Raw genomic sequence first — 21,016 nt, forward strand, 5'->3', positions numbered from 1 at the left:
CCGGCTTTGTTGGAGCGGCGGTCGAGACGGCCCGGTCGGAGCGGATCACATGCCCTGGTAGACCGGGCCTTCGCCGCCTTGGGGCGGCACCCAGTTGATGTTCTGGTTCGGATCCTTGATGTCGCAAGTCTTGCAGTGCACGCAGTTCTGCGCGTTGATGACGAAGCGCACGTCCTTGGCCGACGGATCGGCGGCGGCGTTGCCGTCCTTGTCCACCCATTCATAGACGCCCGCCGGGCAATAGCGGGTCGAAGGACCGGCGAAGACGTCGTGCTCCGAACGCTGCTGCAGCGCCATGTCGCCGACGATCAGATGCACCGGCTCGTTCTCCTCATGGTTGGTGTTGGAGAGGAACACCGAGGAGAGACGGTCGAAGGTCAAGACGCCGTCCGGCTTCGGATAGGCGATCTTGCTGTGCTTCGCCGCGGGCTCGAGCGCCGCATAGTCCGCCTTGCCGTGCTTCAGCGTGCCAAAAGGCGAGAAGCCGAACAGCGTGTTCAGCCACATATCCAGCCCGCCGATGCCGACGCCGACGATGGTGCCGAAGCGCGACCAAAGCGGCTTGACGTTGCGCACTTTCTTCAGGTCCTTGCCGATGTCGCTGCCGCGCCAGGCTCCTTCGTAGGATGCAAGCTCGTCATTGGCGCGGCCGCCGGCGATCGCCTTGGCCACATGCTCGGCCGCCAGCATGCCGGATAGCACCGCATTGTGCGAACCCTTGATGCGCGGCACGTTGACGAAGCCGGCCGCGCAGCCCATCAGCACGCCGCCGGGGAAGGACAGCTTCGGCACGGACTGCCAGCCGCCCTCGGTGATGGCGCGAGCGCCATAGCCGATGCGCTTGGCGCCCTCGAAGGTGCCGGCGATCGCCGGATGCGTCTTGAAGCGCTGGAACTCCTCGAAGGGCGAGAGATAAGGGTTCTTGTAGTTCAGGTGGACGACGAAGCCGACCGCCACCTGGTTGTCCTCTAGATGGTAGAGGAAGGAGCCGCCGCCGGTCTTCATGTCGAGCGGCCAGCCGAACGAATGCTGCACCAGGCCGGGCTTGTGGTTCTCGGGCTTGACCTGCCAGAGTTCCTTGAGGCCGATGCCATATTTGCCGGGTTCGCGGCCTTCGGAAAGCTTGTATTTGGCGATGAGCTGCTTCGCGAGCGAGCCGCGCGCGCCCTCACCGATCAGCACATATTTGCCCATCAGCGCCATGCCGGGCGCGTAAGCGGGGCCGTGCGTGCCGTCCTTCTCGACACCCATATCGCCAGTGATGACGCCGGTGACGGCGCCGGCATCGTTGTAGACGAGGCTGGCCGCGGCGAAACCCGGATAGATCTCGACCCCCAGCGCCTCGGCCTTGGTCGCCAGCCAGCGGCAGACATTGCCGAGCGAGACGATGTAGTTGCCGTGGTTGTTCATCAGCGGCGGCATCAGGAAGTTGGGCAGGCGGAACGAACCGGCCGGGCCAAGCACCAGGAAATGGTCCGCCGTGACCGGTGTCTTGAACGGATGATCGCCCTCCTCGCGCCAGCCGGGCAGCAGCCGGTCGATGCCGATCGGATCAACGACGGCGCCCGACAGGATATGCGCGCCGACCTCGCCGCCCTTTTCCAGCACAACCACGGAGAGGTCCGGGTTGAGCTGCTTCAGACGGATAGCCGCGGCAAGGCCGGCAGGACCCGCGCCGACGATCACCACGTCGAATTCCATGCTCTCGCGTTCGATATCGCTCATCGACCCCTCTATGGCTTGCCGCATTCTCGCATTGTGCTGGCTCATGCGCTGCATAGCGCATCAATTCGCGACGCGAAACCGGCGCGGACGTGACAACGCCGATTTCGACAAAAAGTCGCGGTTTGCTAACGAAAAGGCAGCAGCGCAGGCCATGGCCAAGCATAGGCCAGCGCCAATTGGTTGGCAGGCCAGGCGGCGCCGGGATGTTTTTAATTGTTCGACGGCTTGGTTATCGGCAATACTTCGCGGCATGCGCAGTCCAGAGCCAGCCGGCTTTCCCTCGAAGCGCTTACTCTTCACGCCAGGCGCCGCCTGGCGCGCGGTTCTTCCGCTCCTCTTTTTGACCATGCCGGCTGGGGCGGATCCGGTGAAGGTTTGGACAACCGGCGCCTATTCCTTCTCCGACGAGCTGGGCGGCTTTCGCATCACCGGTGCCTCCGGCATCGGCACCAAGGAAGACCCGCTGATCATCAAGGAGGAACTGAATTCGGCGACGCCGGTGACGCTGACCATCCGCGCGATCAAGCCGATCGAGCCGTTCGGCAAGGCCGGCGAGGTCGCCAACGGCGTGATGTATATGCGCATCGACGTGCTCAACAACAGCGCCCAGGCCTGGGTGGAGTTCCAGTTCGAGCTGCAGGAAATCCTCGACCAGCCGAGCGTGTTCGGCGACGGCCTGTCCTTCGACCAGCGCAACAAGACGCCCGACAACATCTGGTCGAGCAACTTCGCCGATTTCGACCGCCGGTTCGAACCCTATGACCGGCTGCTTTTCCGCAACGGCAAGATCGACCCGCTGAAGACGGCAACCTTCGATTTCCTGATCACCGACTACACGCCGCGCTGGACATTCTACATCGTGCAGGATCCGCGCATACCGACCGGGTGAAGCATATCGATATTCAGGTGATGCCGGCCTGCAAATGGCGGTTTCCTGCGCTTCCGGTGCTCACGTACTTTAAATACGCTCCGCTCCGGTTCTCGGAACTCGCCATTTTCTCGGCTCGGCCTGACCTGAATCTCGACATGCTTCAATGCAGGCGAGTGTGGCTTAATCTTGCAAATCGACGCCGCGCGGACGATGGTGGCGCCATGACTGCCGCTTCCCCCAGCACACCAGCCGAGATTGCCGAACTGCTCGCCTTCTACGCCAGCGCCGGCGTCGACGACGCGCTTGAGGACGCGCCGATCAACCGGTTTGCCGAAGCGGCGGCGAAGTCGGCCGAGCGCAGGCCTGCCGAGCGGGCGCCAGCCGCGCCGCGCCGCGAAGCCAGGCCCGAAGGCCGAACGGCGCCGGAGCAGGCTCCGGAACGGGTTGAGAACCCGCCGGCGCCCCTATCCGGCCTCGACGCCAGCACTATTCCGGACGCGCCCGCCCGGGTACGCGCGGCCGCGGCCGTTCCCGACGAGGCACAGGCGGCTGCGGCCCGGCAGCTCGCGGCAAGCGCTTCGACGCTCGATGAACTGCGCCAGCACATGGCCGCGTTCGACGGCTGCAATCTCAAATTCACCGCCAAGAACCTGGTCTTCGCCGACGGCAATCCCAACGCCGACCTGATGCTGGTCGGCGAAGCGCCGGGCCGCGACGAGGACCTCGAAGGCCTGCCCTTCGTCGGCCGCTCCGGCCGGCTGCTCGACCGCATGCTGGCGGCGATCGGCCTTGACCGCAACTCGGCCTATATCGCCAACGTCATTCCGTGGCGGCCGCCAGGCAACCGCACGCCGACGCCGCACGAGACCGAAATCTGCCGTCCGTTCATCGAAAGGCAGATCGAGCTCGTCAATCCCAAGGTGCTGGTCAATCTCGGCGGGCCGTCGGCCAAGACGCTGCTCAACACGACCGAGGGCATCCTGCGGCTGCGCGGCAACTGGCGTGTGCACACGACGGCATCGGGCATAGCCATTCCGGCGATGCCGACGCTGCATCCGGCTTATCTGCTCAGGACGCCGGCGCACAAGAAGCTGGCATGGCGGGATTTCCTCGAGGTGAAGGCGAAACTGAGGGCGTTGGAGTAAAGCGTCTTCCCCTTCTTCCTTGTGGGAGAAGGGGGAGCCATAACCTCCTAGGTAATTGAGATCCCTCCCTGCCCGCCCTACTCCTCCCCCATGACCACATCCGACATTTCCGCCGGCAGCCTGATCCGCGAGTGGCGCACGCGGCGGCGCATGAGCCAGCTCGATCTCGCCATGGAAGCCGATATCTCGCAGCGGCATCTCTCCTTCGTCGAGAGCGGCCGCGCGCAGCCGTCGCGCGACATGGTGCTGCATCTGGCCGAGCAGCTGTCGATCCCGCTCAGGCAGCGCAACCAGCTTCTGCTCGCGGCAGGCTTCGCGCCGAGCTTCAGCGAAAAGCCGCTGACCGACGCCACGCTCGCGCCGGCGATGGCCGCGGTCGAAACCGTTCTCAAGGGCCACGAGCCCTTCCCGGCGCTGGCGGTCGACCGGCACTGGAACCTCGTTTCCGCCAATGGGGCGATGGCCCCGTTCCTTGCCGATATTTCCGAGCCGTCCCTGCTCCAGCCGCCGGTTAATGTTCTGCGGCTCAGCCTGCATCCGGGCGGCGTGGCGCCACGGATCGTCAACCTGGCGGAGTGGCGCGCGCATCTGTTGGAGCGGCTGAAGCACCAGAACGACGCCACCGGCGACCCTGTGCTGATCGAGCTCGAACGCGAGCTGCGCACCTATCCGGCCGGCCTGAAGAGCGGCCGGCCGGCGCCGGTCGAGCCGAGCGGCATCGTCCATCCGCTCAGGCTCGCGCATGGCGATACCGTGCTATCCTTCATCAGCACCATCACCGTGTTCGGCACACCTCTCGACGTCACACTGTCGGAGCTGGCGATCGAATCCTTCTTCCCGGCCGACGAGCAGACCCGGGCGGTGCTGGTACAGCTGGCGAAGGAACGGGCGACCGCTCCGTAACCTCATCCCTGTGGCGGCGTCGCCCTTCGCGTCCGCGTGCGCTCCAGGCCGAGCTGCCGTTCGCGCCAGATGATGAAGATGCCGGCGCCCACCACGATCACGCCGCCGATCAGCGTGTTGAGCGAAGTCACGTCGCCGAAAACGAAATAGCCGACCACTACACCAAGGATCATCGAGGTGTATTCGAAGGGCGCCACGACCGATGCTTCGGCGTGGCGGTAGGCCGCCGTCATCAGGATCTGGCCGAGCCCGCCGCAGAAGCCGGCGACGACGAGCAGCGCCGCCTGCATCGGCGTCAACGCCTGCCAGCCGAAGGGTAGCGTGAAGAGCGACAATACCGAAGCCGTCGAGGAGAACCACAGCACGATAGTCGCCGTCTTCTCCGTCTGGACCAGATTGCGCACCAGAAGCATGGCGACGGCCGAGATCGCGGCGGCGATCAGCGCGGCCATGACGCCCAGCACCTCCTGGTCGTTGAGGCCTTGAGCGGAATTGAGCAGCGTGAGTTCCGGCCAGGAGATGATCAATACGCCGGCAAGGCCGACCGCGACCGCGCTCCAGCGATAGACGCGGATCGTCTCGCCGAGGAAGACCGAGGAGAACATCACGACCAGCAGCGGCTGTGCGTAGTTCAGCGTGATCGCTTCCGGCAGCGGCAGCCTGGTCAGCGCGAAGAAGCCGAGCCCCATGGCGCCGACACCGACCAGACCGCGCGCGATATGGTTGAACGGCCGCTTGGTCGTGAAGGCTGTGGCGAGCTCGCCCTTGAAGGCCAGGAAGGCGATGATCGGGAAGATGGCGAAGAAGGAGCGGAAGAAGACGATCTGCCCGGCGGGCACGTCGCCGGCCGCCTTGATGCAGGTCTGCATGCCGACGAAAACCGTCACCGAGACGATTTTCAGCGTGATGCCGCGCAGCGTGTTGTGGCCGACGGCATGATCGACGGTCATCTTGCCTCGTAAGGGTGGTCGGAAAAGGGAGCCGCAAATGGGCCTTTGCGCAGTTTTGTCGAGTGGCCATTTCGTGTAAAGAGCGCGCACCTCAAAATTCTTGGACCAGCCAAGCTGGCCTCCGCCCGAAATCGTCAGGAAAAGCCTAAGGAATGCGCACCGACACCGGCCAAGTCTTCAAGCTCGAGGACTATCGCCCCAGCGACTATCTCATCCCGAGGACCAGCCTCGACTTCCGCCTGTCGCCGGACGCCACCCGCGTCATCGCGCTGCTCACCATCGAACGCCGCGAGGGCGTCACCACCTCGGCGCCGCTGGTGCTCGACGGCGACGGGTTGACGCTGCTCGGCGTGGCGATAGACGGACAAGCGCTGCCGGCCGGTGATTACGAGGCGACGCCGGACCGGCTGACGATCCTGAAGCCGCCGGCGGCGCAGCGCTTCGAGCTTCGCCTGGAGACGGAGATCGCACCCTCGCGCAACGAGGCGCTCATGGGCCTCTACCGCTCCAACAACGTCTATTGCACGCAATGCGAGGCCGAGGGCTTTCGCCGCATCACCTATTTCCTCGACCGGCCCGATGTCCTGTCGGTCTATACCGTGCGCATCGAAGCCCCGCACAACGAGGCGCCGCTGCTGCTTTCCAACGGCAATCCCGTCGAACGCGGCGCGCTCGCCAATGGCAGGCATTACGCGGTCTGGCACGACCCCTTCCCCAAACCCTCCTACCTCTTCGCTCTGGTGGCGGGCGCGCTCGGCAAAGTGGCGGACAGCTTCACCACAATGTCCGGCCGGGAGGTCGAGCTCGGCATCTATGTGGAGCCAGGCAAGGAGCGGCTTGCCGGCTACGCGATGGACGCGCTGAAACGCTCGATGAAATGGGACGAGGACGTCTTCGGCCGCGAATACGACCTCGACGTCTTCAACATCGTCGCCGTGTCGGACTTCAACATGGGCGCTATGGAGAACAAGGGCCTCAACGTCTTCAACGACAAATATGTGCTGGCCGACGAGGAGACCGCGACGGATGCCGACTTCGCCAATATCGAGGCGATCATCGCGCATGAATATTTCCACAATTGGACAGGCAACAGAATCACTTGCCGCGACTGGTTCCAGCTCTGCCTGAAGGAAGGGCTGACGGTTTACCGCGACCATGAATTCTCCGCCGACCAGCGCTCGCGGGCAGTGAAGCGCATCGCCGAAGTGCGTACGTTGCGCGCGCACCAATTCCCGGAAGACCAAGGGCCGCTGGCGCACCCGGTCAGGCCGCGCCGCTATCGCGAGATCAACAATTTCTACACGGCGACCGTCTACGAGAAGGGTTCGGAAGTGGTGCGCATGATCCGCACCATCCTCGGGCCGGAGACCTTCCGCGCCGGCATGGACCTCTATTTCGAGAGGCATGACGGCCAGGCCGCGACGATCGAGGACTTCTTGAAAGTCTTCGAGGACGTCTCGGGCCGGGACCTCGCGCAATTCGCGCTCTGGTACCATCAGGCCGGCACGCCGAACCTGACGGTGAGTTCGACGCATAATGCGGCTGCCAAGGAATTCACGCTGGAGATCGAACAGTCGGTGCCACCGACGCCGTCGGAAAGCCGCAAGCGGCTGATGCATATTCCCCTTGCATTCGGGCTTGTCGGCGCCGGCGGCAAGCCCGTCGCTTGGGACAGCGTCGAGGGCGCGGCGGTGGATAACGGCGTCATCCATATCCGCAAGCGCCGGCACACGGTCCGCTTCTCCGGCGTTTCGGAACGGCCTTCGGTGTCGCTCAACCGCGGCTTCTCGGCGCCGATCACGCTTTCGGTGCAGCAGAAACCGGAAGACCAGTTCTTCCTCGCGGCACATGACAGCGACGCCTTCTCGCGCTGGCAGGCGTTCAACACGCTTTTGACCGACGCGCTGATCGCGGCCTTCCGCCAGGTGCTTGGCGGCAAGCAGCCGGTCTTTGCGGCGCGGCTGGCCGAGCTTGCCGGCAGGATCGCCGGCGACGAGGCCCTGGAACCGGCATACCGGGCGCTGGCGCTGGCGCTGCCCGGCGAAGCCGACATCGCCCGCGACATCGGCAAGGGCATCGATCCCGACGCCATTTTCGCTGCGCGCGAGGCGCTGGCGCGGGCGATCGCCGAAACAAACAGCGACGCCTTTTCGGCGCTCTATGACAGCCTTGCAGACAAGGGTCCGTTCAGCCCGGACGCGGCGAGCGCCGGACGCAGGGCTCTGCGCAACATCCTGCTCGATTACCTTTCGCTCCTACCGGGCGGCGCAGGCCTCGCCGCGCGGCACTTCAATGCCGCCACGAACATGACCGACCGCGCGGCGGCGCTGGCCGTGCTGGCGCATCGCCATTCAGGCACGGCCGAGGCCGAAGAGGCGCTGGCCGCCTTCGAGGCGCGCTATCGCGGTGATGCGCTGGTGCTCGACAAATGGTTCCAGATCCAGGCGGGAGTGCCCGGCGCGAAGACCGTCGACAAGGTGCGTGCGCTCATGCGGCACCCCGCCTTCTCGATCACCAATCCGAACCGGGTGCGATCGCTGATCGGCACCTTCTCCAGCGCCAACCAGACCGGCTTCCACCGCCCCGACGGTGAAGGCTATCGCCTGTTCGCCGAGACGGTGCTGGAGGTGGAGAAACGCAACCCGCAGGTGGCAGCGCGACTGGCGACGGCGCTCAGGTCCTGGCGCTCGCTAGAGCCCGGACGCCAGGCCAAAGCCAAGCAGGCGCTGCTCGAGATGGCCAAGGCCGAGAACCTGTCGGCGGATCTGCGCGATATCGTGGAGCGGACACTGGCGTAGCGCCTCTCCTTCAGCCCTTGTGGGAGGAGGGAAAGCGCAAATTTCAATCAACTTTTAATCTTTTTCGCCCGCGCCTCTGGACAAGGCGAATCGGCTTTGATTCTTTAATGGCGATTCGGGCGTGCGGCGTATCCGGGTCATCCAGTATACGGCAGATCGGGGAGTGCCATTTATGGCCAAGGCGGACGCGTGGGGCGCGCCCGGAGGGAAGGCTTTTGCGCGTCGCAAGGCAAGGGACGATGGACTTGCCGGCAATACACGCCTGATCGCCGAACCTGCCTATCAGCGGCTCTTGGCTGCCGAGCCCTTTCTTCGCCGTTCGATCCCGGCTCTGATCATCATCTTCCTGATCATCATCGCCGCGCTGCGTTTCCTGTCGCTGATGAACGAGCATGACGAGATCGAGCGCGACGCCAAGGCCGTGCTGGCACTGGGCGCGGGCCAGATGGCGCAGGCCATCACCGCCGATCCCAGCGCTGCGGGTGCCAACGCCATAAGCCTCCTCGAAAGCACCAGTCGCCAGGGCGCCATGAGCCGCGCCCATGTGCTCGCCATCACCGACGCCAACTTCAAGGTCATCGCCGTCTCGCCGCTGTCGACGGGCTGGCAGGGCCGCACGCTGGACAGTCTGGTCCTGGGCGGCCAGCCGCTGTTCATGTTCGGCGACCGCGCCGGCGTCATGGATGTCTCGATCGCCGGACAGGACTGGTTTGCCGCCGTCAGCCTCGGCCGCGATCGCAAACACGCGGCCGCCGTGCTGGTGCCGCAGGAAGCGATGTTCGAAAGCTGGCGCAAGTCGATGTCGCTCAACGTCACGCTCTTCGTGCTGACGGCGGGCGTGCTGATTGTCATCCTCTACGCCTATTTCGGCCAGGCGGCGCGCGCCCAGGCCGCGGACCGCATCTATCTGGAGGCGCATCAGCGCATCGACATGGCGCTGGTTCGCGGCCGCTGCGGGCTGTGGGACTGGGACATGGTGCGCGGCAAGATGTACTGGTCGCGCTCGATGTACGACATGCTGGGCTATGAGCCCTGCGACACGATGCTTTCCTTCGGCGAGGTCGACGAGATCATCCACCCGGACGACGGCGACCTGTTCGAGCTCGCCAACCGCATCGTCGAGCGCGAGATCGATCATATCGACCAGGTCTTCCGCATGCGCCATGCCGACGGACAGTGGGTGTGGATGCGGGCCCGCGCCCAGGTGATCGATCCGGAGGCGCCTGAAATCCAGCTGATCGGGATTGCCGTTGACGTTACCGAGCAGCGGCACCTGGCGCTGCGTTCGGAAGCGGCGGACATGCGGCTCAGGACCGCGATCGAGAACATCAATGAATCCTTCGTGCTGTGGGATGCCGCCGAGCGGCTGATCATGTGCAATTCGAAGTTCCAGAAGGACAACGGGCTGTCGGACCGCGACGTCGTGCCCGGCATTCTCCGCGACACGGTGGAGGAGCGGATGCTGGCCTTCGCCTCGGAGCGCAGGCTCGCCAACGCCAACGGGCCGCAGGGCGGCGTCAGCTTCGAACGCCAGCTCGCGGACGGCCGCTGGCTGCAGGTCAACGAGCTCAGGACCCGCGACGGCGGCATCGTCTCGGTCGGCTCCGACATCACCCAGATCAAGCTGCATCAGGAGAAGCTGGTCGACAGCGAGCGCCGGCTGATGGCGACGATTCACGACCTCAGCCTCGCCCGCCGCGCCGAGGAAGAACGCGCCAGCGAACTGGTCGAGCTCAACCGCAAATACATGAAGGAAACCGAGCGCGCCGAGGCGGCCAATCGGGCAAAATCCGAATTCCTCGCCAACATGTCGCACGAGCTGCGCACGCCGCTCAACGCCATCATCGGCTTCTCCGAATTGATGCAGCAGGGTCTGTTCGGGCCGCTCGGCTCGGAGCGCTACGAGGAATACGCGTCCGACATCAACGGCAGCGGCAAATATCTGCTCGGCGTGATCAACGACATACTCGACATGTCGAAGATCGAAGCCGGTCAGTTCTCGCTCGACCGCGAGGAGATCGACCTTTGCCCGCTGATCAAGGAGACGGTGCGGGTTATCTCGCTGCAGGCGGCGGAAAAGTCGATCAACGTCGAGACGCGCATCGCCGACGCGATGCGAGTCTACGCCGACCGCCGCGCCATCAAGCAAATCGCCATCAACCTTCTTTCCAACGCGGTGAAGTTCACCGGACAGGGCGGCAAGATCACGGTCCGGGCGCGCAACACCTCAGGCGCGCTGCTGCTCACCATCGAGGACAATGGCTGCGGCATCCCCAAGCAGGCGTTGAGCAAGCTCGGCCGACCCTTCGAGCAGGTGCAGAACCAGTTTTCCAAGAACCACACCGGCTCGGGCCTAGGGCTTGCCATCTCGCGCTCGCTGGCCGAATTGCAGGGCGGCGCGCTGAAGATCCGCTCGACCGAAGGCGTCGGCACCATCGTATCGGTGCGCATCCCACTGAAGAAGGCGCCGCCGGCGGTGAAAGCGGCAGCCTGACGGACGGCACCAACACCGGTTACTTTCGTAGGGCCGCGCCCGCGCGAAGCAGGAGCTCAAAGTCCTTCCGAACCTTCCGCGACGTCTCCTTGAGATGCGCCTCCAACACACCGAAATCCGGCAGGTCGGTGACAGCAAGAAGCAGGTCCGAAAGGCCTGGCGGAATATCGTCGCGCTGGAACTCGCCAGTGAGGCAAAGCCTGATTATCTGTGTCAGCGCCAGATAGAGCCTATACGCTTCGCTAAGCTCATCGCGGACATCGCCGCCCGCGAACCCGGGAGCTAGCCGCGCCAGAATGTCAGCGGTCGCCGTCACCCGGCGGCCGGGCTCGACATTGCCGGTGATGGCCGCGACCTGGGCGATGAATTCGAGATCGATGAGCCCTCCCGGGATCAGCTTGATGTCCCAGAGGTCGAGCGGCTGCTTCTCCTTTTCGATCAGCGCCCGCATGTCCAAGGCTTCGGCTTTCACCTTGGCGGCATCGCGCGGCTGCGCCAGCACCGCCGCCACTTCCCTATCGAGCTCGGCGCAGAGTTCGGCATCGCCGCCGATGGCGCGGGCCCGTGCCAGCGCCATATGTTCCCACGTCCAGGCGTCCTGGCGCTGATATTTCTTGAACGCGTCGATATGGGTGGCGACCGGGCCCTTGTTGCCCGACGGGCGCAGGCGCAGGTCCAGCTCGTAGAGCACGCCTTCGGCGGTCGGCGCCGAGACGGCCGCGATCAGGCGCTGCGTCATGCGGGTATAGTAGTGCGAAGGCGCCAGCGGCTTCTCGCCGTCGGAATCCTCGGCATCTGAATGATCGTAGAGCAGGATGAGATCGACATCCGAGCCAGCGGTGAGCTCCCGGCTGCCGAGCTTGCCCATGCCGAGGAGCGCCACCCTGCCGCCGGCAATACTGCCATGGCGCAGCGCGAATTCGGCGATCACGGCGTTGAGCGCCGCCTCGATTGTGAGGTCGGCCAGATCGGAGAAGGCGCGCCCCGCCCGCGCCGGATCGATAGAGCCGGCAAGCAGGCGCACGCCGATCAGGAATTTCTGCTCGGAGGCGAAGATGCGAAGGCGATCCAGCACATCCTCATAGGCGCGGTCGCCCTCGAGGAAAGCGGCAAGGCGGGCCGAAAGATAGGCGCGGTCAGGCAATTCGGTGAGCAATGCCGGGTCGAGCAGGCCGTCGAAGACATGCGGGCGGCGTGTGATGATGGCCGCGAGCCGGGGGGCCGCACCCATGATCGTCGCCATCAGCTTGAGCAGCGCCGGGTTGGATTGCAAAAGCGAGAAGAGCTGAATGCCAGCCGGCAGGCCGGCCAGGAACTCGTCGAAGCGCATCAGCGCCTCGTCTGCGCGCCGCGTCTGGCCGAAGGCTTTGAGCAGCGCCGGCGTCAATTCCGTCAGCCGCTCGCGCGCTTCGGCCGACTGCGTGACGCGATACCGGCCGAAATGCCAGCCGCGGATGACGCGGCAGATGTCGCTCGGCCGCTGGAAGCCCAGGCGACGCAGCGTCTGCAGCGTGTCGGGATCGTCGACATCTCCGGTGAAGACCAGATTGCCGACGCCGGCCGAGAGCTCGGGAGCGGTCTCGAACAGCGCCGCATAGTGGCGCTCGACCTGCTGCAGCGAAGCGCGGAAGGCCTGCGTGAATTCCGCCTCGCCGGCCAACCCCAGCATCAGCGCGATGCGTTTCAGCTCCTCGTCTTCATCAGGCAGGACATGCGTCTGTTCGTCCGCCACCATCTGGATGGCGTGCTCGACGCGGCGCAGGAACCAGTATTGGCGGGTGAGCGAATCGCGCGCGTCGGCGGTGATCCAGCCACGCGCGGCGAGCGCTGCGAGCATCGGCACCGTCTCGCGCCCGCGCAGTTCAGGGAAGCGGCCGCCGGCTATGAGCTGCTGGGTCTGGACGAAGAATTCGATCTCGCGAATGCCGCCGCGGCCGAGCTTGACGTTATGGCCCTTCACGGCGATCTCGCCATGGCCCTTGTGGGCATGGATCTGGCGCTTGATTGAATGGACGTCGGCGATCGCGGCATAGTCCATGTATTTGCGCCAGACATAGGGCTGCAATTCCTTGAGAAAGGCGGCACCGGCGGCGAGATCGCCGGCAACCGGCCGCGCCTTGATCATGGCCGCTCGCTCCCAGTTCTGGCCGCGCGCCTCGTAATAACGAAGCGCCGCCTCGACGGGGATCGCCAGCGGCGTCGAGCCGGGATCCGGCCGGAGCCTCAGATCGGTGCGGAAGACATAGCCGTGCTCGGTGCGGTCCTGCAGGACGCGCACGAGCCGACGGGTGAGCCTGGAGAACAGCTCGGTCGCATCGAGCGGGTCGGTGATGGCCGGCGCCTCCGGATCGAAGAAGACGACCAGGTCGATGTCGGAGGAAAAATTCAGCTCATGCGCGCCGAGCTTGCCCATGCCGAGCAGGACCCAGCCCGAATCCCTGGCAGGTTCCGCCGGATTCGGCAGCTTGAGCTTGCCTTGCCGGTGCGCGTCGAGCAGCAGGAAATCGACGGCGGCGCATGTGCAGGCATCCGCGAGATCGCTGAGGCGGCGCACCGTCACCGAGGTCTCAGCCTCGCCTGAAAGATCGGCGAGCGCGATCAGGAAATGCGCTTCGGTCTTCCATTGCCTGAGTGCCATCATCAGGCTCGATTCCGAGGCATCATCCGCCCTGGCCGCGCCGCCGATCGCTTCGCCGATGGCGCCGAGCCGCCCTTGGATCGTTCGGTCGAACAGCGTGTCGAGAATTGCCGGCCGGCGGCGCGCGACGTCGCGCAAGAAGGGCGAGAGGTCGAAGACGGCCGCCAGCAGGTCCTGCAGCGGCCCCTCGCCCGCCAGGAGCGCGGCGAGGCGGGAAAGGCCCTCCTCCTCGGCGACATCGGCGATTTCCGACAGTTCACGCCGGGCATGCTCCGCATCCAGAGGGCGGAGCGCCAGTGTCGGGCTAAGCCGAAACTCGGATTCGATTTTCTTGTTCGCCATTTATCCGTGCCATCAATGTGTCTCCCGCAACGGGAAACTCATGACCACGGACAATCCGGGATCGGCAGGTAAAAGATCAAGCCTTCCGTTGTGAAAAGTCATGATTGCCTTGGCTAGGCTGAGGCCGAGGCCCGAGCCTGGTTGCGAGCGGCTCTTTTCCAGGCGCACGAAGCGCTCGGTGGCGCGGGCGCGGTCGGCGTCGTCGGGGATGCCGTGGCCATTGTCGGTGACTGTGAGCTTGATCTCGCTTCCGGCGCGCTCCAGCGCCACCCGCACCTTCGGCGCTTCGACAGCGCCGGTCGAGTATTTGATGGCGTTGTCGACGACGTTGGACAGCGCCTGGCCGATCAGCTCGCGGTTGCCGTTGATCGTCAGGGCCTCGGGCGCGGTCGTTTCCAGCGCGACGCCCGCTTCCTCCGCCACCGGCTCGTAGAGCTCGACGACATCGCTCACCGTGGCGGCGAGATCGACGGGGCCGGTCTGTTCCGAGGAATAGCCGGCCTCAAGACGCGAGATCATCAGGATGGCGTTGAACGTCTTGATGAGTTGGTCGGACTCCGCGATCGTGCCTTCCAGCGCCTGACGGTAATCCTCGGTCCTGTGCCGGCCGGCGAGTGTCGCCTCGGCGCGGTTGCGCAACCTGGTCAGCGGCGTCTTCAGATCATGGGCGATGTTGTCGGAGACCTGCTTCAGCCCCTCGTTCAGCATGGCGATCCTGGCCAGCATCGAATTGAGGTTTTCCGACAGACGGTCGAATTCGTCGCCGGCGCCGGTGACCGGCAGCCGTCCGCTGAGGTCGCCGCCCATGATGCGGCGGCTTGCGTCCGAGACGCTGTCGATGCGCTTCAGTGCGGCGCGCCCGACAAAGAACCAGATCAGGATGCCGCCCAGGCCCATCATGCCGAGCGCCAGGGTCAGCGAGCGGCTGATGACGGCGCGGAAGCGCTCGGGCTCGCCGAGGTCGCGGCCGACCAGCATGATCATCTGGTTGGGCAGCCTCAGCACCAGCGCGATGGCGTTGTGGCCCTTCTCCCCTGTCGACTGGGGAGGGTTGCTGTTGTCGCCGGTCTGGGGTGTGGGCTGGTCGGTAGCACCACTGCGCAACCGGTCGAGCTCACCCTCGCCGAAGCGCTGGTAGGAAAAGGGCTCCGTCGTCCAGCCCTCGGTCTCTATCACCCCCGGCTCCAGGCTCTGCACATTGCCGGTCAGGATCTGGCCGTTGGCATCGGCGATCAGATAGAGATTGGCGCCGGGCTGGCGCGAACGGGCTTCGACCACGCGCACCAGCACCGGCAGGCCGCCGCGCTGATAGGCGCGGGCCAAGCCCAGCACCTCGTCGTTGATGGTCTCCTGCGTCTGCGCTGTCAGCATGCGCGCGGACAGCGATGTCATATAGAGGACGAGCAGCACCGCGCAGAGCGCGAAAAGCAGAAGATAAAGCGCCGAGAGCCGGGCCGCCGTCGTCTTCATGATGGCCGGCAGGGATAGAGCCATAACGGGTTCTAACCGCCCTTCAGCATGTAGCCGGCGCCGCGGATCGTGTGCAGGATCGGCTTGTCGAAGCCTTTTTCGATCTTGCCGCGCAGGCGCGAGACGTGGACGTCGATGACATTGGTCTGCGGATCGAAATGATAGTCCCAGACATTTTCCAGAAGCATGGTGCGCGTCACCACCTGGCCGGCATGGCGCATCAAATATTCGAGCAGGCGGAACTCGCGCGGCTGCAGCGTGATCTCCCGTCCGGCGCGCTTGACCGAATGCGACAGCCGGTCGAGCTCGAGATCGCCGACGCGGTAGACGGTCTCGGATTCGCGCGCGCTGGCGCGGCGGTTCAGCACCTCGACGCGGGCAAGCAATTCGGAAAATGCATAGGGCTTGGTGAGATAATCGTCGCCGCCGGCGCGCAGGCCCGTGACGCGGTCGTCGACCTCGCCCAGCGCCGAAAGGATCAGCACCGGCGTGGTGTTGCCGCGCGAACGAAGGGCGGCGATCACCGACAGGCCGTCGCGGCGCGGCATCAGGCGGTCGATCACCATCACGTCATAGTCGCCGGAATCCGCGAGTGCGAAGCCGGTCTCGCCGTCGCCAGCGACATGGGCTGTGTGGCCCGCTTCGGCAAAGGCTTTCTGCAAGTAGTCCGCCGCCTCGCGATCGTCTTCCATGACGAGAATCTTCATGAAGCCGTTATACGCGATTTCACTGGAAGTTTGAGGGGCAGTCATTTCTTCTGGCCTTGCATTCATTAGTCGCATGTCTTCTTCCCAAAACCGGCGACCACTTTTGGGCGACATGCGATAAAGCGGCAGCGGGTGATGGGAAACCCGCTGCCGCCAGGAGCGAAACACGGTGACTGACTTACGTGCTCGGCCCCATGTTTTCCCGGCGGCGGCTCGGGGGTGTTGATACCGCCGCAGGGAAAATCTGAACGTCTTCTAGTGGCGCATGATCCTTTCCGAAAACCCATGAGGTTTTCGGGGTCATGCGCGGTACCTCAGCCCTTGCCGACCGGCAGCGCGACGAAGCGGTTGCTATCGTCGCGGGTGATCTGCATCAGCACCGCCTTGCGGCCGGCCTTGGCGGCATCGGTCATCGCCTTGGAGACGTCGTCGGTTGTGTTCACCTCGTTCGAATTGATCGAGGTGATGACGTCGCCGGGCTGGATGCCGCGGTCGGCCGCGTCGCTGTCGGGATCGACGTCGGTGACCACGAGGCCCTTGCCTTTTTCGGCCTTGGTGACAGTCAGGCCGAGATCGGCAAGCGTGTCGGGCTTGGCTGCGGGCGCCGACTGCTTGCTGTTGTCGTCGTTCGAGGCCTGCTTGTCGCTCGCGGGCAGCGTACCGAGATCGACCTTGACCGTCTCGTCCTTGCCGTTGCGCCAGACCGTGACGTCGACCGATTTGCCCGGCGCGAACGCACCGATCATGCGGGCGAGCTCCTTCGGCGAGGCGACATCCTTGCCGTCGACCTGGGTGATGACGTCACCGGCGACAATGCCTGCCTTCTTGCCCGGCCCGCCATCCTGAGCGCTCGACACCAGCGCGCCCTTGTCGGACTTCAGGCCGAGCGACTCGGCGATGTCCTTGGTGACCGGCTGGATCTCGACGCCGAGCCAGCCGCGCTGGACCGAGCCGTTCTTCATCAGGTCCTCGACGACCTGCTTGGCCGTCGAGGCCGGGATGTCGAAGGCGATGCCGACGCTGCCGCCCGACGGCGAGAAGATGGCGGTGTTGATGCCGATCACCTGGCCGTTGAGGTTGAAGGTCGGACCGCCCGAATTGCCGCGGTTGACCGAAGCGTCGATCTGAATGAAGTCGTCATAGGGACCGGCGCCGATGTCACGGCCGCGGGCCGAGACGATGCCTGCGGTGACGGTGCCGCCAAGGCCGAAGGGATTGCCGACGGCAACCACCCAGTCGCCGATGCGGACCTTGGAATCGTCGGCGAAGTCGACATAGGTGAACTTGTTGCCGCCGCCATCAACCTTCAGCACGGCAAGATCGGTGCGCGGATCCGTGCCGATCAGCTTGGCGTCGAGTTCCTTGCCGTCATTGGTGACGACACTGAAGTCCGAGCCTTCCGAAACAACATGGTTGTTGGTGACGAGATAGCCATCCTCGGAGATGAAGAAGCCCGACCCTTGAGCGATCGGACGCGGCTCGCCATTGCCGTGGTTGCGGTGGTTGAAGCGGCGCATGCCGAACTGGCCGCCCTGGTCACCGAAGCCGCGGAATTCCTTGAAGAAGCGGCGCAGCTGGGGATTGTCGGGCAGATTGTCGAAGCCATTCTGATCGTCGGAGCCGTCATCGGCCGTCGGCTGGATCTTGGCCTTGACCTTGACGCTGACGACCGCCGGCGAGACGTGCTCGACGACATCGGCGAAACTCGGCATCTGCGGGGCTTCGACGCGCACGGCATCGGCCAGCACGGGGGCGGTGCCGGTTGCAAGCATGCCCGCGCCGACCGTGCCGACGACGGCCAGGGAAGCGACGGCGGCCATCAGGCGCTTTCGGGTGCGGAAATATGAATTGGGGGCAATATTCATGGGGTCTCGTTTCCTCTTTCGAAGGGATGCGCTCAGGCGAAGCATCCTCGGGCAAAAGGATTAGAGAGCCGCACATTACGGCGCCATTTCCGGTACATGAAAGTTTTGTAATGTTGGCCGAGTTCGCCCTTCCGGGGCCAAGCAGGAGCGAAGCGACATGCGCAGTCCATAAAATGACGACCACGGAAGCGGTCGAAGCCATTCACCACGGTCCGCGATGGCGTTCAGTCGCGCAGCATCTTGTCCAGTGCCGCCTGCTCGTCGGCCGAAAGCGTGGTCGATGCCGGGCGGCGCGTGCGGGCGCTGAGCACGATGAAGAGGCCGCCGGCCAGAAGCAGAAGCACAGGCGTGCCCCACAAAAGCGCGTTGCGCAGGCTGAAGCGCGGCTTGAGCAGGACGAACTCGCCATAGCGCGAGACGATATAGTCCATCACCTGCTGGTCGGTGTCGCCGGCCACCAGCCGCTGGCGCACGAGGATGCGCAGGTCGCGGGCGAGATCGGCGTCGGATTCGTCAATCGACTGGTTCTGGCAGACCATGCAGCGCAGGCCTTCCGAAAGCGCGCGCGCCCTCGCCTCCAACGCGGGGTCCTGCAGCACTTCATCAGGCTTCACCGCCTGTGCCGTGCCGGCGAAGGACAGCGCCAGCAGCAGGACCAGCGAGGCGAGTGAAAATCTCGACCTCATGTCGGGTTCGCCAAGGCCGCCGCCGGCTTGCGCCGCTTTGCCGGCGCGCCGACGCGCAGGCGGCGATCGAGCAGCGACATGGCGGCGCCCGCCATCATCACCAGACCGCCGCCCCAAATCAGCGTCACCAGCGGCTTCCACCAGAGCCGCACGACGACGGAGCCGTCCTTGTTCTCGTCACCGAGCGACAGATAGAGCTGGCTCAAGCCAAGCGTCCTGATGCCGGACTCCGTCGTCACCGTCTGGCGCACCGGATAGAAACGTTTGGCCGAGGTAATCTCGCCATCGGGATTACCGCCGGCGCCCATCAGCAGGAAGCGGCCGCGATCCTCGGTGAAGTTCGGCCCCTTCTGTGGGGTGAGTCCCCCGAAGCGAAGCGTGTGGCCGGAGAGCTCCACGGTTTCGCCGGGACGCAGGGTGAGGATTTTCTCGGTGCCGAAGCAGAGCGTGCCGACGATGCCGAGCAAGGTCAGGCCGAGGCCGAGATGCGCAAGCGCCGTGCCGAAGACCGAGCGCGGCAGCCCGGCTAAGCGGCGAAGCATGACGGCCGGCGCCACGGAGCCGGCGCCGGATTTGACGGCAAGGTCGGTCAGCGCGCCGGCGACCAGCCAGACGGCAAGGCCGACGCCAAGGGCGGCGAACACGGAGGCACCGTCGATGAACAGGCCGGTGACCAGCATCGCGGCGATCGCCAAGGCGAAAGCCGCCATCAGCCGCTGCGAGGCGGCAATGACGTCGCCGCGCTTCCAGGCGAGCAGCGGGCCGAACGGCACGATGGCAAGCAGCGGCAGCATCAGCGGACCGAAGGTCAGGTCGAAGAAGGGCGCGCCGACCGAGATCTTGCCGCCCGTCAGCGCTTCGAGCGCCAGCGGGTAGAGCGTGCCGACAAGCACCGTTGCCGTGGCGGTGGTGAGGAACAGGTTGTTCAGCACCAGCGCGCCCTCGCGCGAGATCGGATGGAACAGGCCGCCCGCCGTCAACTGCGAGGCACGTAGCGCAAACGACGTCAGCGAGCCGCCGATGAACAAAGTCAGGATGCACAGGATGAAGACGCCGCGCGTCGGATCGGTGGCGAAGGCGTGCACCGAGGTTAGCACCCCGGAACGCACCAGGAAGGTGCCGAGCAGCGACAGCGAGAATGTGAGGATAGCCAGGAGCAGCGTCCAGATCTTCAGCGCAGAGCGCTTCTCCATGACGATGGCCGAATGAAGCAGCGCGGTGCCGGCAAGCCACGGCATAAAGGAGGCGTTCTCGACCGGATCCCAGAACCAGAAGCCGCCCCAGCCGAGCTCGTAATAGGCCCAGTAGGAACCCATGGCGATGCCGCCGGTCAAAAACATCCAGGCGACCAGCGTCCAGGGCCGCACCCAGCGCGCCCAGGAGGCGTCGATGCGACCCTCAATCAGCGCCGCGACCGAGAAGGAGAAGCAGATCGAGAAGCCGACATAGCCGAGATAAAGCATCGGCGGGTGGATCGCGAGGCCGAGATCCTGCAGGATCGGGTTGAGGTCGCGGCCCTCGATCGGCGCCGGATTGAGGCGGATGAACGGATTGGATGTCGCCAGGATGAACAGGAAGAAAGCGGCGCCGATCATGCCCTGCACGGCCAGCACATTGGCCTTGAGCGTCGCCGGCAAATTGTTGCCGAAGACCGAGACCAGCGCGCCGAAGAAGGTCAGGATCAGCACCCAGAGCAGCATCGAGCCTTCATGGTTTCCCCAGGTGCCGGTGATCTTGTAGATCATCGGCTGCAGCGAGTGGGAGTTCTCCCACACGCTCGCCACCGAGAAGTCCGAGCCGGCATAGGCGCTCGCGAGGGCCGCGAAGGAGAGCGCGGTCAACGCGAAGCCGGTAACCGTGACCGGACCGCCGACCGCCATCAGCCGCTGGTTGCCGATGCGGGCGCCGACCAGCGGCACCAGCATCTGCACCAGCGAGAGCGCGAAGGCGAGCACAAGCGCGAAATGTCCGGTCTCGACCATCAGTTCGTGCTTTCCTGCCAAACGCCTTTGGCCTTCAGGCCGTCGGCGACTTCCTTGGGCATGTAACGCTCGTCATGCTTGGCCAAGACGCTGTCGGCGACGAAGACGCCATCCGGGCCGAAAGCGCCCTCGGTGATGACGCCTTGCTCCTCGCGAAAGAGGTCCGGCAGTATGCCGGTATAGGTGACCTTGACCGATTTCTGCTTGTCGGTGACCGAGAAAGCGACGGTTGCGCCCTGCCCGCGCACGATGGTGCCCTTCTCGACGAGACCGCCGAGCCGGATGCGCTGGCCGGGGGGCACGCTCGCCGTGGCGAGATCGGCGGGCATGTAGAAATAGGAGGCCTTCTGTCCCAGCGCATAAAAGGTGAGCCCCGCAGCGGCACCGAGGAAAGCCAGCCCCGCCAGGATCACCGACATACGCTTCTGCTTGCGCGTCAT

14 protein-coding genes are annotated in these 21,016 nt (G+C 65.1%); 5 read left to right on the plus strand and 9 right to left on the minus strand.

The genetic code is table 11. The features are described from left to right. Positions 1-45: 45 nt before the first annotated feature. Positions 46-1,749 carry an electron transfer flavoprotein-ubiquinone oxidoreductase gene (locus P9273_RS14825; RefSeq protein WP_278049564.1) on the minus strand — a complete coding sequence of 568 codons (1,704 nt, stop codon included), beginning with the start codon at positions 1,747-1,749 and terminating at the stop codon, positions 46-48. Positions 1,750-1,975: 226 nt separating this feature from the next. Between P9273_RS14825 and P9273_RS14830 the strand changes: the two genes are divergently transcribed. The 3 genes from P9273_RS14830 to P9273_RS14840 all read left to right on the plus strand — a co-directional run bounded on the left by P9273_RS14830 (position 1,976) and on the right by P9273_RS14840 (position 4,644). Beyond that, complete coding sequence (locus tag P9273_RS14830; RefSeq protein WP_278049565.1) at positions 1,976-2,614, plus strand: hypothetical protein; 639 nt, start codon at positions 1,976-1,978, stop codon at positions 2,612-2,614. Between the two features lie 203 nt (positions 2,615-2,817). Then, positions 2,818-3,741 (plus strand): uracil-DNA glycosylase, encoded by a 924-nt coding sequence (locus P9273_RS14835; protein ID WP_278049566.1) that lies wholly within the window; start codon positions 2,818-2,820, stop codon positions 3,739-3,741. Between the two features lie 90 nt (positions 3,742-3,831). Further along, on the plus strand, positions 3,832-4,644 hold the full coding sequence (locus tag P9273_RS14840) for a helix-turn-helix domain-containing protein (protein ID WP_278049567.1): 813 nt from the start codon (positions 3,832-3,834) through the stop codon (positions 4,642-4,644). 2 nt (positions 4,645-4,646) lie between these two features. Here P9273_RS14840 and P9273_RS14845 read toward each other — a convergent pair whose 3' ends face one another. Beyond that, the gene (locus tag P9273_RS14845; protein ID WP_278049568.1) at positions 4,647-5,594 is read right to left on the minus strand and encodes a DMT family transporter; all 948 of its coding nucleotides are present in this window, start codon (positions 5,592-5,594) and stop codon (positions 4,647-4,649) included. Positions 5,595-5,746: 152 nt separating this feature from the next. Between P9273_RS14845 and pepN the strand changes: the two genes are divergently transcribed. Both pepN and P9273_RS14855 read left to right on the plus strand, forming a co-directional pair. After that, positions 5,747-8,392 (plus strand): aminopeptidase N, encoded by a 2,646-nt coding sequence (gene pepN, locus P9273_RS14850; RefSeq protein ID WP_278049569.1) that lies wholly within the window; start codon positions 5,747-5,749, stop codon positions 8,390-8,392. A 172-nt stretch (positions 8,393-8,564) separates the two neighbouring features. Further along, entirely contained in the window at positions 8,565-10,886 is a 2,322-nt protein-coding gene (locus tag P9273_RS14855) for a PAS domain-containing sensor histidine kinase (RefSeq protein WP_278049570.1), read from the plus strand. Between the two features lie 19 nt (positions 10,887-10,905). Here P9273_RS14855 and P9273_RS14860 read toward each other — a convergent pair whose 3' ends face one another. The 7 genes from P9273_RS14860 to ccmE all read right to left on the minus strand — a co-directional run bounded on the left by P9273_RS14860 (position 10,906) and on the right by ccmE (position 21,016). Beyond that, complete coding sequence (locus P9273_RS14860) at positions 10,906-13,866, minus strand: bifunctional [glutamine synthetase] adenylyltransferase/[glutamine synthetase]-adenylyl-L-tyrosine phosphorylase (protein ID WP_278049571.1); 2,961 nt, start codon at positions 13,864-13,866, stop codon at positions 10,906-10,908. Positions 13,867-13,878: 12 nt separating this feature from the next. Then, entirely contained in the window at positions 13,879-15,360 is a 1,482-nt protein-coding gene (locus tag P9273_RS14865) for a sensor histidine kinase (RefSeq protein ID WP_278049572.1), read from the minus strand. A gap of 8 nt (positions 15,361-15,368) precedes the next feature. Then, the gene (locus P9273_RS14870; protein WP_278049573.1) at positions 15,369-16,043 is read right to left on the minus strand and encodes a response regulator transcription factor; all 675 of its coding nucleotides are present in this window, start codon (positions 16,041-16,043) and stop codon (positions 15,369-15,371) included. A gap of 314 nt (positions 16,044-16,357) precedes the next feature. Then, positions 16,358-17,908, minus strand: coding sequence for a Do family serine endopeptidase (locus tag P9273_RS14875; protein ID WP_278049574.1), 1,551 nt, complete (start codon positions 17,906-17,908; stop codon positions 16,358-16,360). Between the two features lie 224 nt (positions 17,909-18,132). After that, positions 18,133-18,594 (minus strand): cytochrome c-type biogenesis protein, encoded by a 462-nt coding sequence (locus P9273_RS14880; RefSeq protein ID WP_278049575.1) that lies wholly within the window; start codon positions 18,592-18,594, stop codon positions 18,133-18,135. After that, a complete protein-coding gene (locus P9273_RS14885) occupies positions 18,591-20,576 on the minus strand; it encodes a heme lyase CcmF/NrfE family subunit (RefSeq protein WP_278049576.1) in 1,986 nt (661 codons plus the stop codon). The genes P9273_RS14880 and P9273_RS14885 overlap by 4 nt, the downstream gene beginning before the upstream one ends. Beyond that, complete coding sequence (ccmE, locus tag P9273_RS14890; protein ID WP_278049577.1) at positions 20,576-21,016, minus strand: cytochrome c maturation protein CcmE; 441 nt, start codon at positions 21,014-21,016, stop codon at positions 20,576-20,578. Before ccmE ends, P9273_RS14885 begins: the two co-directional genes overlap by 1 nt.

The organism is Mesorhizobium sp. WSM4935 (assembly GCF_029625735.1).
In the GTDB taxonomy this organism is placed as follows: Bacteria; Pseudomonadota; Alphaproteobacteria; order Rhizobiales; family Rhizobiaceae; genus Mesorhizobium.